This is a genomic window from Niastella soli (assembly GCF_017742245.1).
In the GTDB taxonomy this organism is placed as follows: Bacteria; Bacteroidota; Bacteroidia; order Chitinophagales; family Chitinophagaceae; genus Niastella; species Niastella soli.
The window spans coordinates 151,239-165,596 of the sequence record NZ_JAGHKO010000001.1 but is presented as its reverse complement, the minus strand read 5'-3'; the positions used below and the strand labels follow the sequence as shown (position 1 = coordinate 165,596).

The 14,358-nt window shown below is 44.8% G+C and carries 10 protein-coding genes; 5 read left to right on the top strand and 5 right to left on the bottom strand.

The annotated features are described in order from the left end of the window. The first annotated feature begins 131 nt into the window (after positions 1-131). Both J7I42_RS00625 and J7I42_RS00620 read left to right on the top strand, forming a co-directional pair. On the top strand, positions 132-1,841 hold the full coding sequence (locus tag J7I42_RS00625) for a DUF885 family protein (RefSeq protein ID WP_209136828.1): 1,710 nt from the start codon (positions 132-134) through the stop codon (positions 1,839-1,841). Positions 1,842-2,024: 183 nt separating this feature from the next. Beyond that, positions 2,025-4,295, top strand: a complete 2,271-nt coding sequence (locus J7I42_RS00620; protein WP_209136827.1) for a glycoside hydrolase family 127 protein — start codon at positions 2,025-2,027, stop codon at positions 4,293-4,295. Positions 4,296-4,491: 196 nt separating this feature from the next. Here J7I42_RS00620 and J7I42_RS00615 read toward each other — a convergent pair whose 3' ends face one another. Then, entirely contained in the window at positions 4,492-4,695 is a 204-nt protein-coding gene (locus J7I42_RS00615; protein ID WP_209136826.1) for a hypothetical protein, read from the bottom strand. Positions 4,696-5,127: 432 nt separating this feature from the next. On the opposite strand from J7I42_RS00615, the gene J7I42_RS00610 reads away from it, so the two are divergent. After that, a complete protein-coding gene (locus J7I42_RS00610) occupies positions 5,128-5,715 on the top strand; it encodes an SET domain-containing protein (RefSeq protein ID WP_209136825.1) in 588 nt (195 codons plus the stop codon). Positions 5,716-5,806: 91 nt separating this feature from the next. Here J7I42_RS00610 and J7I42_RS00605 read toward each other — a convergent pair whose 3' ends face one another. Further along, positions 5,807-6,592 carry an RMD1 family protein gene (locus J7I42_RS00605; RefSeq protein ID WP_209136824.1) on the bottom strand — a complete coding sequence of 262 codons (786 nt, stop codon included), beginning with the start codon at positions 6,590-6,592 and terminating at the stop codon, positions 5,807-5,809. 489 nt (positions 6,593-7,081) lie between these two features. On the opposite strand from J7I42_RS00605, the gene J7I42_RS00600 reads away from it, so the two are divergent. Further along, positions 7,082-8,110 carry a Kelch repeat-containing protein gene (locus J7I42_RS00600; protein ID WP_209136823.1) on the top strand — a complete coding sequence of 343 codons (1,029 nt, stop codon included), beginning with the start codon at positions 7,082-7,084 and terminating at the stop codon, positions 8,108-8,110. 75 nt (positions 8,111-8,185) lie between these two features. Here J7I42_RS00600 and J7I42_RS00595 read toward each other — a convergent pair whose 3' ends face one another. Beyond that, complete coding sequence (locus J7I42_RS00595) at positions 8,186-9,550, bottom strand: hypothetical protein (RefSeq protein ID WP_209136822.1); 1,365 nt, start codon at positions 9,548-9,550, stop codon at positions 8,186-8,188. Positions 9,551-9,615: 65 nt separating this feature from the next. Between J7I42_RS00595 and J7I42_RS00590 the strand changes: the two genes are divergently transcribed. Further along, complete coding sequence (locus J7I42_RS00590; protein WP_209136821.1) at positions 9,616-11,226, top strand: NAD(P)/FAD-dependent oxidoreductase; 1,611 nt, start codon at positions 9,616-9,618, stop codon at positions 11,224-11,226. Positions 11,227-11,345: 119 nt separating this feature from the next. Here J7I42_RS00590 and J7I42_RS00585 read toward each other — a convergent pair whose 3' ends face one another. Further along, positions 11,346-12,554: a hypothetical protein gene (locus J7I42_RS00585; RefSeq protein ID WP_209136820.1), complete on the bottom strand. Its 1,209-nt coding sequence runs from the start codon at positions 12,552-12,554 to the stop codon at positions 11,346-11,348. Positions 12,555-13,051: 497 nt separating this feature from the next. Next, positions 13,052-14,287, bottom strand: a complete 1,236-nt coding sequence (locus J7I42_RS00580; RefSeq protein WP_209136819.1) for an ROK family transcriptional regulator — start codon at positions 14,285-14,287, stop codon at positions 13,052-13,054. Between the last annotated feature and the right edge of the window lie 71 nt (positions 14,288-14,358).

Sequence of the window (14,358 nt, the reverse complement as noted above, 5' to 3'; positions counted from 1 at the left end):
AGATAGTTATTAGTCTCAACAGTCGCGAGTCATGTTTGCCGTCTGCCGTTTGCCGTCTGCCGTTTGCCGTTTCACGATTCACCACTCACAACTCACAACTGACAACTCACAATAGCCTCACTAAATCGCTTATGAGAAAACAACATACACTTATCCTGAGCATATTGCTCATGGCGGTTTCATCAACGGCCCAAACCGTATTGTATCAGCAAAACAGCGAAGTAAACAACCTGATGGTTCAATACGAAGCCGACCGCGGCAGCCTTAACCGTTTTTATTTTGTAGAAAACTCCCCTGAACGGCGTAACAGGTTTGCATCGCTCGTTACCGATTATACCAAACAGGTACAGCAAATAAATTACGACAACCTGCCCACCGGCAGCCGGATAGATTATATCCTGTTTAAAAGAAACCTAGATGAACAAACGCGTTTGCTGGAGGTGGAGAAAAGAGAATGCGAACAACTGAATAACTGGTTTTCGTTTTCAACAGAGATCTATGAAATGGAAAAGTTCCGCCGGCGTGGCTCCCAGCCCGATGCGCAACAATGGGCGGCGAATATGAAAACCAGTACGCAAAACATTAACCTGTTGTCCAGATCACTGTCCAAAGACTCCAGCATAACCATTGATCTTATCCGCCGGGCGCAGGGAATTGTAAAAGGATTACAGGCTGCCCTGAAAAGCGTGAATGAATTTTATTCCGGTTATGACCCTGGTTATAGCTGGTGGATGCCCGACACCTTTAAACACCTCGACAGTGCGCTGACTGCCTATGGTAAATTATGGCAGGAAAAAGGGAAAGCAGCACCTGGTGGGAAAGACGATGGTAGTCATATCGTAGGATATCCCATCGGAAAAGAGGAGATCATCCGTCAATTGCAACTGGAATATATTCCCTATACACCTGAAGAGTTGATTGAGATTGCCAATAAGGAATTTGCCTGGTGCGATGGGGAAATGTTGAAAGCTTCCCAGGAAATGGGTTTTGGGAAGGACTGGAAGAAGGCGCTGGAAAAAGTAAAGAATACTTATGTGCCACCTGGAAAACAACCCGAGGCCATCATGAAACTATACAACGAATCCGTTGACTTTTTGAAAAAGAATAAACTGGTTACCATTCCCCCTGTGGCGGAAGAAACCTGGCGGATGATCATGATGACGCCCGAACGGCAACTGGTGAATCCTTTTTTTACGGGCGGAGAAGTGTTGAGTATTTCTTACCCCACCAATACCATGGAAGAAGATGATAAGCTGATGAGCATGCGTGGGAATAATCCGCATTTTTCCCGCGCAACGGTACACCATGAACTTATTGCCGGTCATCACCTGCAGGGGTTTATGAACAGACGGTACAAAGCCTATCGAGATTTTGATACCCCTTTCTGGATAGAGGGGTGGTCACTCTACTGGGAAATGCTGTTGTGGGACCTGCATTTTCCACAATCACCCGAAGACCGGGTTGGCATGTTGTTCTGGCGGATGCACCGTTGTGCCCGCATCATATTTTCATTGAACTATCACCTGGGTAAATGGACGCCTCAGCAATGTATCGATTTCCTGGTTGACCGGGTAGGGCACGAGCGGGCCAATGCCGAAGGGGAAGTGCGGCGATCGTTTGTAGGCGGATATAGTCCGTTGTACCAGTTGGCATATATGATCGGCGGATTGCAATTCTATGCCCTGAAAAAGGAATTGGTTGATAAGGGTAAAATGACCTACCAGCAATATCATGATGCTGTATTGCATGAAAACGCTCTGCCGGTTACTATGGTAAGGGCAATATTGACGAATCAACCTATACCAAAAGATTATAAAGCTGAGTGGCGATTCTATAAATAAGAGTCTAGTTTGTAAGTTATTAAGTTCTTAGGTTCATTAGTTTGATGGCTTCAAAAACTTAATAACCCAATAACCTAATAACTGTGTCTTTATATGAAAAAGTGTTCCCTTATTACATATGCGCTATTATTTTGCCAATGCGTTTTCTCTCAATCTTATGTCCCGGAAAAAGTACAGCCAAAAATGAAAGTGAAGCCGGTAGTGCCGCTAAAGGCATACAGCTTCCATCTGCAGGATGTACAGTTGCTCGATGGACCATTTAAGGAAGCAATGGAAGCAGATGTACGTTATTTGCAGGTGATAGAACCAGATCGCCTGTTGGCCGATTTTCGCGAACACGCCGGACTAAAAGCAAAAGGGGCTCATTATGGTGGTTGGGAACACAGTGGACTGGCAGGTCATACCCTCGGTCATTATTTATCGGCCTGTGCCATGCAGTATGCCGTTTCGCACGATAAACAGTTTCTCGATAAAGTAAATTACATCGTAGATGAACTGGCCGAATGCCAACCTAAGCGCAATGGCTATGTAGGGGCTATCCCCAAAGAAGACAGCATGTGGGCCGAAGTAGAAAAAGGTAATATCCGTTCGCGCGGGTTTGATCTCAATGGCGCCTGGTCTCCCTGGTATACGGTCCACAAGATCATGGCCGGTTTGCTTGATGCGTATCTCTATTGCGACAACAAAAAAGCATTGACAGTGGAAACCGGTATGGCCGACTGGACAGCCCGCCTGTTGCGCAACCTGCCCGACAGTTCCCTGCAACGCATGTTATTTTGTGAGTATGGCGGTATGAACGATGTGCTGGTGAATACTTATGGGCTCACGGGCGAAAAAAAATACCTGGACCTTTCTTATAAATTCCACGATAAACGCATCCTCGATTCACTGGCCATGCAAAAAGACATCCTGCCAGGTAAACACAGCAATACACAAATACCAAAGGTCATTGGTTGCATCCGCCGTTACGAATTGACTGCAAGTGATAAGGATAAAACCATCGCTGATTTCTTCTGGCAAACCGTAGTGGACCATCATACTTATGCCCCTGGTGGCAACAGCAATTACGAATACCTGGGGCCTGCTGGTCAACTCAATGAAACGCTTACCGATAATACTATGGAAACCTGCAATACCTACAATATGCTGAAGCTGACCCGGCATTTGTTTGCATTGCAGCCCGCCGCCAGCCTGATGGATTATTATGAACGGGCCCTGTACAACCACATACTGTCGTCTCAAGACCATAGCAACGGGATGATGTGTTATTTTGTGCCGCTGCGCATGGGGACGCAAAAAGAATTCAGCGATTCGTTTAATACCTTTACCTGTTGTGTGGGCTCGGGTATGGAAAACCATGTGAAGTATGGCGAAAGTATTTATTACCAGGGAGTCGATGGCAGCTTATATGTAAACCTGTTCATTGCATCACGATTGAACTGGAAGGAAAAAGGGGTAACTATTGAACAACAAACACAACTGCCCGAAAGTAATTGGATAAGGTTTGCTATCAAGGCGGCAAGGCCGGTGTCGTTTCCCTTGCGTATTCGTAATCCCTACTGGTCAAAACAGGGTGTTTGGGTAGCTGTGAACGGAAAAGAGCAAACGAATATTAAACCCGATGCCGATGGCTATTTTACCATCACCCGGCTTTGGAAAACAGGCGATGCTATACTGTTTAAACCAAGTCTGCAATTATATACCCGATCGATGCCAGATAATGCCAATCGCCTGGCAGTTTTTTATGGCCCGGTGGTATTGGCAGGTGTATTAGGTACTAAGGAACCGGATCCGGTTACCGGTATTCCAGTGCTGGTGTCGGCAGAAGCAAACCCGGCCAGTTGGTTAAAGGCCGATGCCAATCAGCCCCTGGTCTTTCATTCTGTAAATGCAGGTCAACCACAGGAAGTTACACTGATGCCTTTTAACCAGGTACAAAAAGAATTTTACAGTGTGTACTGGGACCTGTTCACCCCACAAAGCTGGGCCGAACAACAAAAGGTGGTGGAAGCCGAACGAAAAAAACGCCATGAGATGGAAGTAAAGACGGTGGATTTGTTGCGCCTGGGCGAAATGCAGCCAGAACGCGATCATGAATTTGCAGGGGAGAAAGTAAATACTGGTGAAGAGCATACCCGGAAATACCGATTGGCATATCCTGACGGGTACTTCTCGTTTAACATGAAGGTCGATGCTGACAAAACAAACAGCTTGTTGTGTACTTATTGGGGAATGGATAATAGAGGCCGGAACTTCGATATACTTGTAGATGATGTAAAAATTGCCACGGAAGACCTCAATAAATACAAGGCCAGTAAATTCTATGATCTCATATATCCCATTCCTGTTGATCTCACTAAAGGAAAACAACAGATAAAAGTAACTTTTAAACCCGCGGCAAACAATATGGTAGGACCTGTTTATGGGGAAGTAAGGATGATGAGGGGGGAGTAAAGTTGCCCACCGATTCGTACGCCAGAGCTTTAGCGAAGGTGAAAGCTTTGCCGCGTCGCGGACTGTCGACTGCCGAATAATCGGAATTCCGCAATTAGGACTTTCACGTTTCTTGACTGCCCACTGCCCATTCAATGTCATTTAGTTAATACTTGTTTTAAGGAATCCTCCCGCAAAGCGGGAGGTAGGGGTGGGTTTACCTTTTGCCCATTGCCTTTTGCCCATTGCCTACTGCCCATTGCCCATTAACGGACCTGAGCGTAGCGAAGGTTCCGTCTGCCGTCTGCCGTCTGCCGTCTGCCGTCTGCCGTCTGCCGTCTGCCGTCTGCCGTCTACCGTCTGCCGTCTGCCGTCTGCCGTTTGCCGTTTGCCGTCTGCCGTCTGCCGTCTGCCGTTTCACGTCCCGTATACAAACAGTTTACATTTAATGAATTATGCCAGTTGCGTATGTGGTACTACATCCGGGCATGGGATTTTCTTACCGGTGGAAATCAGCATAAGTAAATGTGTGTAGTGGTCTTTAGCAAGGTAATTAGCTTGCAAAACAGGCTTCCGGCAACGTTGCCGGTAAAAAAGGCAGTTCCTTTTTAAGCGAGGAACTGAAATAATTACAGTTTTTGCAAGTTGGTGCTGGCAGGTGTAATGAAGCGGTATGTAAAAAATATCACTTAAGTTCTTATCTTCGACGCCTGTTTAACCATGCAATTTCGGTTATTGGCAAACGGAATATTATCGTATCTGCGCACAATAAACTAATGAATAGTACGGTTAATGGCCTGTTGGTTTTGATATATAGTAAAAGCATCTTTTAAACTACTTATTTATTTATTGAATGGCATTTCTGGAGAAACAGTTGTACGTTAAAACATCAACCTTACCTAACGCTGGAAAAGGATTATTTACCAAAAAATTCATTCCAAAGGGAACCCGTATTATAGAATACAAAGGCAGAACAAGGACCTGGAAAGAAGTTCAGGCCGATGAAGACGAAAGCCCTTATATCTACTATGTAAAACGCAATTTCGTAATCGATGCTTTGAACGATAAAAAAGCCCTTGCCCGGTATGCCAATGATGCCCGGGGATTAGAGCGGGTAAAAGATATTAATAATAATGCTGAGTATGCCGAAGAAGGTGTACGCGTGTTTATCGAAGCATCAAAAGATATTCCTGCCGGCGGTGAAATCCTGGTTGGATATGGTCCCGAATACTGGCAGGTGATCCGCCATAACATCCGGATCGACGAGAAAGAGAAAAAGAAGGCCCTGGCAAATGGCGCCAAAGTGAATAAAGCCAAAACAAATGGCAAGAAAGTTAATGGCAAGAAGGTCAATGGTAAAAAGACCAATGGCGCCAAAGTTAACGGTGCCAAAGTAAATGGTAAAGCTGCCAAAGTGAATGGAAAAAAAGTGATGGCTTAGAAAGAGGAGGTAGGTTGGTCGCCAGTTACCGGTTTCCGGTTGGGCTCGAAAGCGCCTGGAAGGCAGTTTTTCTCCTGGCAAACCGGCAACTTTACTTCATCAACTTCTCAATAAATAGATTGATCACTTCAACCAGGATGAGGATGATAATGATCCATTCCAGCACAATGCTGTTCCTGTATTGAAGTAAATCTTTAAATAAATCGAGGTTTTCCTTTACGATTTCCAAACCCTCGCGAATAGTTCTGAACCGGGCCTGCAGGTCGAATGTTCTTTTCAGACCAATGTCGAGCCGGTTCAGACCTTCATCATCCCAGGTCTCTTCCGGTGAATCAAAGATGTATAGGTTAGCCTCAATGCGGTTCTTCAGGTTCAGCGTACGGCCAATATATTTTTTCAGACTGCTGCCCGACAGATCCAAACGTCCTTTCTTTTCCAATTGCTGGGTATGATTGGTTGTTTCCTCCAGCAGCAGGTTGGTTTGCTGGCTAAAATGGTCCAGTGCCACCGACTGTGACACGTTTAACATGATCAATCGAAGACTATCGGTATTATCCCCCTCAATTTCAATTTTATTATAACCGAACTTATTACGACCGGCATTTACTTCAATGTCAAATTCATCACTAATGTGCTGTTCGAACGGGTTTTTACAATAAGGGGTAATTGCCTGGATGAACGCCATGATCTCCACCTCGTTGTAACCCAAAAAACTCACAATACCATATTTGAAGATATACGCAAACTTCTGTGCATGCGATTTCACCTGGTAAAACAATTCGTCGGAATCCCCATGTAACAAGTCGGCTTTGAACACCGTTTTAAATTCTTTAATATCAATGCCATCGGCTATTTGTAAGGATAATACTTTTGACATACCTCTACTGTTTGATTGATCTTTCTGAAAATTCCTGTCTATATCTAAAGTTAACTTTTAGTTCCCAGTTGCTTATTATATTGTTATTAATGATTGATTTTGAGCCCTCTTTCGCAAAGGCTTCGGGGGCGAGGACTAGGCAATGGGGAATAGGCAATGGGCAATGGTATTTAGTTAATGCGTGTTTTAAGGAGTCCCCTCCTGGGAGAGCCTGTCCCGCTTTGCGGGAGGTAGGGGTGGGTTTATATAGGCAATGGCAATAATGTTGGCTCAATCTGTTAACTCGTCAACTTCCAATATCTTACCTCTTATCTCGTACTTCCTGCCTCCTGTATTCCCCCTCGTCAACTGCTCAACCTCCCCAACTTTCCATGACAAACCCCCACTCGAAGATTTAACCGCCACATCGATCCATATACGAACCCAACTCATCGATTTTAAGAAGCCATTAGTAATACAACGGAATAGTTTTAAGTAAACTTAATTAGTATGCAAAACCGCTACACGCAACAGGTTCTCTTGGTGATCATAGGTATGTCCTGCATGATAGGTGCTTGCCATAAACCCGGTTCAGATTCCGAAGATATTAGTGGCAACTGGAGCACCGCTGCCGATTTTAAAGGCGATTCAAGATGCGAAGCCGTTGCATTTGTTATTAATGATGTGGCTTATATCTTAACGGGTACGTCAGACCGTGGCCCATATAACGACATGTATGCCTATGATGTTAGCAATGGAAACTGGACGAAAAAAACGCCACTTCCGGCCGCTGCCCGCTATAGCGCAATAGCCTTTGCTATCAATGGAAAAGGCTATATCGGCACCGGCTATCAAAGTGATGTTTTCCTGAAAGATTTTTGGGAATATGATCCTGTAGCGCAAACCTGGACACAAAAGGATTCACTGCCTGGTGATGCACGGTCCGATGCTGCGGCATTTGCCGTGGGTGGCAAAGGATATGTTTGTGGCGGATTCGATGGCAACAAGGCATTTAATGATTGCTGGGAATTTGATCCCACGGCTCCTGCTGGTTATCAGTGGAAAGAAAAAGCCAGCTTCCCGCACAAGACCCGCTCTGCGGTGGCATTTGTACTGAACAACAAAGGCTATATAGTTACTGGTAGCAATAACTCTGAAATTCAAAAAGAATTATATCAGTATGATCCGGAACAAAACGCATGGAGTACCAAACGTCCTTTATTTAATTACAGCAATGATCCGTACGATGATCATTATACTTCTGTTATCAGACAAAACGGTGTAGCGTTTACGCTGGGGAAATATGCTTTTATTGCTACAGGTGAAAATGGCGGTCCCTATGTGGCCAGTACCTGGGGGTATGATGGCGAGGCAGATACCTGGAAAGAGTATACCGGCTTTGAAGCAAAGATCCGCGAAGGGGCTGTTGCCTTCACCGTAAAAGACCGCGCATTTGTATTAACTGGCAAAACGGGTACCCTCTTTTTAGATAACATGTTTGAATTTAATCCCTTTGCAGAAAAAGTAGATAACGATTAGCGCTAAAAGAGAAAACCCCAAAGCCATATTTCTGTGGGCTTTGGGGTTCAATATATTATTTCGGTGAGATCCTTATTAGGCGTTGTTCGGTTTATTGTCCTCTTTAGCCGCCATTAGTTTATGTCTGTTAATGATAAGATAGCTTATGGCTGCCAATTGGAAAAGCACGGCTGGTAAAACAGTACGTCTTAATTCTATCCCCCCGGAAATACTAAGGAATAGTGCAAAAAAGAAAGAGGTGAAAAGGAGTATCACAACAAAAATAAGCAACTGTTTACCCGCGATGGAAACTGGCCTTTTGAATAGGGGAGTACCTTTCCTGCGCTTCCCGATCACCCAAACAATAAGGGTCAATCCGAAAAAGGCAAGGGCAAAATAAACGCCGTTCTTTCTCAGTATTTTAAAAGCTGGACCATAACAAATGTCTAGACAGGTAAGCCCTAATTGCGTGTCATTTATATATCTTGAAACAGACAAATTCATCAGATTGATCACGTCTTTTGAACGTTGGAAGTAAGCTATCTTAAAGGCTTTGTTTATTGTGTCTGCATAGGCTTTGTCGTTCACTTTCAGCACCTTTTGATCTTCCATTGGCGCTGTAAGCGGATCGGCGTTGTATTTGGTCTGAAGCACCTGAATGTCGTCAATGACCAGGCTGATGAAACGGGCTTCTTCGGTTGTAGTATCTTTTGCCTCATGCAATCTTGCTTTAAGATCATCCACTCTATCAGAGTTTGCGAGGAGATACACGATATTGGCTGAAGAGGAACTGTGGTCTATATTGTAGCGGTAGCTAAACGCAAAAGCGCCAATAGTTACAATAAACAGAACGAGGGCCGGTTTCCTGACAGCGCGGAATGCTTTAATAAACAATGTTATTACGGTGAACAACACACTACAGCCAACGACGTAGATCATGATCCAGGGCTTTAACGTAATGGCAAGCAGGGCGATCGCCAGTGAATACAGCACCATCGATACCAGTGAATTTTGACGTGCGGGAAAAAAGAGTAAGGATAAGAAAATGACAATCCAGATCTCTACCGCAAAAATGATGGATTCCGTTAAACAGATGCCAAAATAACTCCAGGTAGCGGGCATAAGAAGGAACACGATCAGGATGCCAAGATTTGCCAATGACAACAGGTTTTTACGTGGGCCACAAAACCAAAAGAAACAGACCAGGCTCGCCATTTGGATAAAGTAACAAACGATGCTTAATTTCAGGTGTAATGTGTTCGTTATTAGTATCAAAAGCGGAAATAAAATAGGACGGCTGGAAGAAGGATCACTCAGATGTTTTGCCGTTTCCATATAACCATAGGAATCGGGAGCAATGATGACCGGATTTATAATAAGCAATACCAACCAGGAAATTGAGAGAAATATAGCTAAAATCAGGAAAAACACTTTGGGTGTTCGGGAGGGTATATGTAGCATGCTCAAATGTAAAGAAGAAAACATAAACCCATGGAAAAATTATACTACTTTCGCGACCGTACTGCATGAAACAAGACACTGTTAATAACGACAAGAAAGCGATCATTATTGGGGCTGGGCCAGCTGGCTTAACAGCTGCCTATGAATTACTTACACGGACAAATATAAAGCCGATCATCCTGGAAAAAACCGGGGACATTGGAGGTATCTCCAAGACCGTGAACTACAAAGGGAACCGCATCGATATTGGTGGCCATCGGTTCTTTTCCAAATCGGACAGGGTGATGGAATGGTGGTATCGTTTTATGCCATGGGAAGCCAATTCCGAGGGTGAAGTAAACATTAACTATCAGAACCAATCGCGCAAATTAAATACCGCGGCAACTACCGGTTCAGCGCCTGTTGATAAGGACAGGATCATGTTGTTGCGCCGTCGCCTGTCACGTATTTATTTCCTGCGTCAGTTCTTTAATTATCCACTTAATCTGTCGGCCAGTACCCTTCGCAAGCTAGGCCTTCTTCGAACTATAAAAATTGGCTTCTCCTACACATTTGCCAGGTTATTTCCGCGTCGCGAAGAAAAGACGCTGGAAGACTTTATGATCAATAGATTTGGCAAAACCTTATATAAAACCTTTTTTAAAGATTATACCGAAAAGGTTTGGGGCGTTAGTTGTAGCGAAATATCTGCTGAATGGGGCGCCCAACGGATCAAGGGTGTTTCCATTACTAAAGCAATTGCGCATGCACTAAAGAGTAAGAAAAAAGATGACCAGGATATTGCGCAGAAAAATGTAGAGACCAGCCAGATCGAACGATTTCTGTATCCAAAATTTGGACCCGGACAACTTTGGGAAGAAGTGGCCCGGCAGATCGAAAGTCTGGGTGGTGAGATCGTCTTCAATCAAAAGATAACAAGCATAGACAACCGTAAGGACGGCGTTTCCGCTATTCGGTCTGTTGATACTGAAACAGGGGCGTCTAAGTCCTGGGAAGGTGACTACTTTTTCTCTACCATGCCTATAAATGAACTTATAGGCGGGATGTTAGGTGGCGTGCCTGAAGAAGTAAAGGAAGTAGCGGCTGGCTTGCTATACCGGGATTTTATTACAGTGGGCTTATTGCTAAAGCAATTCTCTGTGCCGGATAAAGCGACTGGCGGCTTCAAAAAACTTAGCCTGGACGATACCTGGATCTACGTACAGGAGAAAGATGTAAAAGTGGGCCGGTTACAGCTGTTTAACAATTGGAGTCCTTTCCTGGTAAAAGACCCCACAACAAGCTGGATCGGTATGGAATACTTTTGCAATACTACTGACGAATTTTGGAATCAGTCCGAAGAGGTCATTAAGGAAATTGCCATAACCGAACTGGAACAGATCGGGCTGGCCCGAAAGGAAGACCTGTTGGATTCCACCGTTCTTCGGATGGAGAAAACCTATCCTGCTTATTTTGGGACCTACGATCGTTTTGATGTTATCCGAAACTTTGTTGACGGTCTTCAAAACCTTTATCTTATTGGCCGCAATGGAATGCACAAATACAACAATTCTGACCACTCCATGCTGACCGCTATGACGGCAGTAGACAACATTGTTGCCGGCATTGCTGATAAATCGAATATCTGGTCTATCAATACTGAGATGGAATATCACGAAGAAGAGACTAAATCTTAACTGGTCAACTCTTTCAACATAATAATAAAGGCATCTCGATCATGAGATGCCTTTATCTTTTATTTCCCCTAATGGCGCAAGCGTCCGCTTGTGTCATGCAACTGGTCAACTGATCAACTCTATTCCATCGTTACCGGTATAAATACCAGCGGAGTAGGCAAACAGGAGGCGCCAGGTGGCGAATAGGTAAGTTTAATCACCTGCTCTTCGCCGTTAGCCGCAGGAGGAAATACCTGTACCAGTACTGCCTCCGGCGCTTTTCTGGTAACCAGTTTATCGGCAGGTAGTTGAATGATGCCTTCTTTGAATTTGCCCTTACTTACCACCATCGTATTGGCCATTGCACCGCACCATTGGTTATTATCGCTGCGGGCGTTCCAGGTAACCAGGGCCAAACCCCGGCCATCAGTGCTCTTCCATTTTATTTCCATGTTGTATAGCACCCCATAGTTCCCGGCCAGCGTGGCAATACGGCCACTGCTGCTTTCTTTACCCAGCACCCAGCCATCCTGTTTACCATCGGCAACAATGATCTGTGAAATGCCGTCTTTAGTATCAATAGTGTTCTGTGTTAACAACCGGTAATTGCTTACCCCAAAAATTCCCCGGCCGGCGCCACTCTGGCTTTTTGAAGGCAGTACATTCGTAATGCGTGCAAAAGAGGCCGCTGTAGAAGAGGTGGTGTTGGTTTGCAGCACACTTACTTCACCAGGTTGATCAATTACAAACTCATAAAAGCCATGCACCAGCTCATCGTATTTGACAATGTTTTTTTCATGCGCCGGATCAATGGCCAGCACACCGCCCGGTTGAATAGTACGTATGGTGGTTTGGGGAGTAGAAGCAAAGAAATCGGCCAGTCCCTGCTTACCGGCATAAAAATAACTGGTGGTAGGCTTTTGCGAAGAGAACTTCAGCATCCGCAAATGCATAGGGGTTTTCCCGGTATTCTTTATTACGGCTATTATTTTGGTAGTGATCTTTTCCGGCTCTTTCACGCCATTTACATTGTAAACATACAACCGTACAGTACCAGGTTCCACAGCCTCGCGAAAAGCAACACCTTCAGGTACCCGAATATATTCGGGATCGTCAGAGATCAAATACTGCGGACCGGGTTGCACAATTTTCTGATATGCATTCATGGGAAGCTTTTCCGTTAACAGCCCGGGAAGCTCTACTATTGAACCCTGGGCGGCGGCCAGCAGTTTATGGTTTATCCCCGAATCGATGGCGGGGCCTTGGGCATGAACAGCGGTTTGGGCAAACAGAGCAGCGCCAATGGCCATAGTAGATATGGAAAAGCAATTTTTTGGCAGCAGTTTCATAATATTTGGGATAAAAGAGGATGAAGTAAATAAAAAATATTATTAATTAAGACAAACATAATTATAATATTTATAAATGCCGCGGCTGAAAGAGGATTTTTAGTATTAAAAAGGACTTAATCAAATTGCTGGGGTTGTCTTTGGTATATCACAAGGAGTATCAACATGGCTGAGAGATTCACTTGGTATTGATTTGAGGTCCCTGTGAGATTCCTGGTAGTTCTGGGTTATACTTGCGGATGATTAATGGTTGTTCTGTACATGTCCCGTATCTATATAGGAACGGGATATATACAGGTCATATACGGGATATGTACGGGATATGTACGGAATATCAGTAAATCTGGCAGGGATCTCACCTGAATCTCACCTGAATAAATGAGGAATCCGGTACAGCGAAGAAAGGAGTGCAATACTATGTTGCAGGGATAATTTTCCTTTCGGGGAGCCTGCTAATTATAGCCAGCTGGGCTGTGGTCAATGGCTTTCACCAGCATCTAGTTGCCTATCGCTAACAACTTGTCCCTGGCTATTAAACAACCGCCAATAACCCCGGCCAGTTCGTGGAGTTTTGACATATGTAGCTGGGTATCATTGTTTACCAGGCTAAGGGAGTATTTATTCAGGGCACTTCTAATGGGCAGGCGAATGTAATCACCGGTTTCGGCAAGGGTGCCACCCAGGATCACCAGCTCCGGATTGAAAATATTGATGATCACCGAGATGCCCCGGCCGATCTTTTCACCGATGCCGGCAATCAGTTCAATGCTTAGTACATCCTCGTTTTTAGTGGCTTGTATGATGTCTGCCAGACGGATGTCTTCGGGGAGTTTGTTATGCTGTAACAGGGAAGAGGAGGAGCCCTGTTCTATCTTTTCTTTAAACTGTCTGATGAGGGCCTGGCCGCTGGCTTCCGTTTCCAGACAACCCTTTTTCCCACAATGGCAAATGATCTCATTCGCGAACAGGGGAATGTGTCCGAACTCACCGCCAAAGCCAGATTTGCCCCGGTAGATCTTTCCATCGATCATAATACCCAAACCAATGCCATAATCCAGGTTTACAAACAGCACATTCTTTTCTTCTTTAACAATGCCATTGTGAAATTCGCCATACGCCATGGCCCGCGAATCGTTCTCCAGGAACGTGCGAATGCCAATAGCCTGCTCAATGGTGGCGCTCAACGGCTCTTCATGAAAATGGAAAAAACTGTAACTGTACCCGCTTTCACTGTTGATACGGCCCGACAGGTTTACGCACATGGCCAGGATATTACGGCTTTGCACCGGCAGGGTGCTGATAAAATGCTGAATGATCTTGATAAGCTGGTCAAACGATTCCCGGGTATTTGCCAATACGTACGGCACATGCATTTCCGATGTCACGAGGTTCTTTTTGAAATCGAGCAGACCCAGGTTCACACAGTAATGCTTTACATCCACCCCAATAAAAAAGCCCGATTCCGCCACCAGTCCATACATACTGGCCCTTCGGCCACCTTTTGAATCCACCTTCCCGTAATCCTTTACCAGGCCATCTGTGATCAGTTCATTGATCAGGCTGGTGATCTTGGGCACACTGATATTCAAAGCCTGCGCCAGATCGGTAATGGTTGTATTGCCGATGGCATCCAGGTGATTGATGATCGTACGCTTCAGGGATTTGTTCTTATAAGCCACACCCGAGGTAGTCTCATCTGAAAACAGTTCAAATATGCTTTGCTGGCCAGTCATGGAGAAGGTGAGTTTTTAATTCTTTTTTAATAGTCTAAGGTAAATGGATGATTCTTAAGTAGAAAATGTAC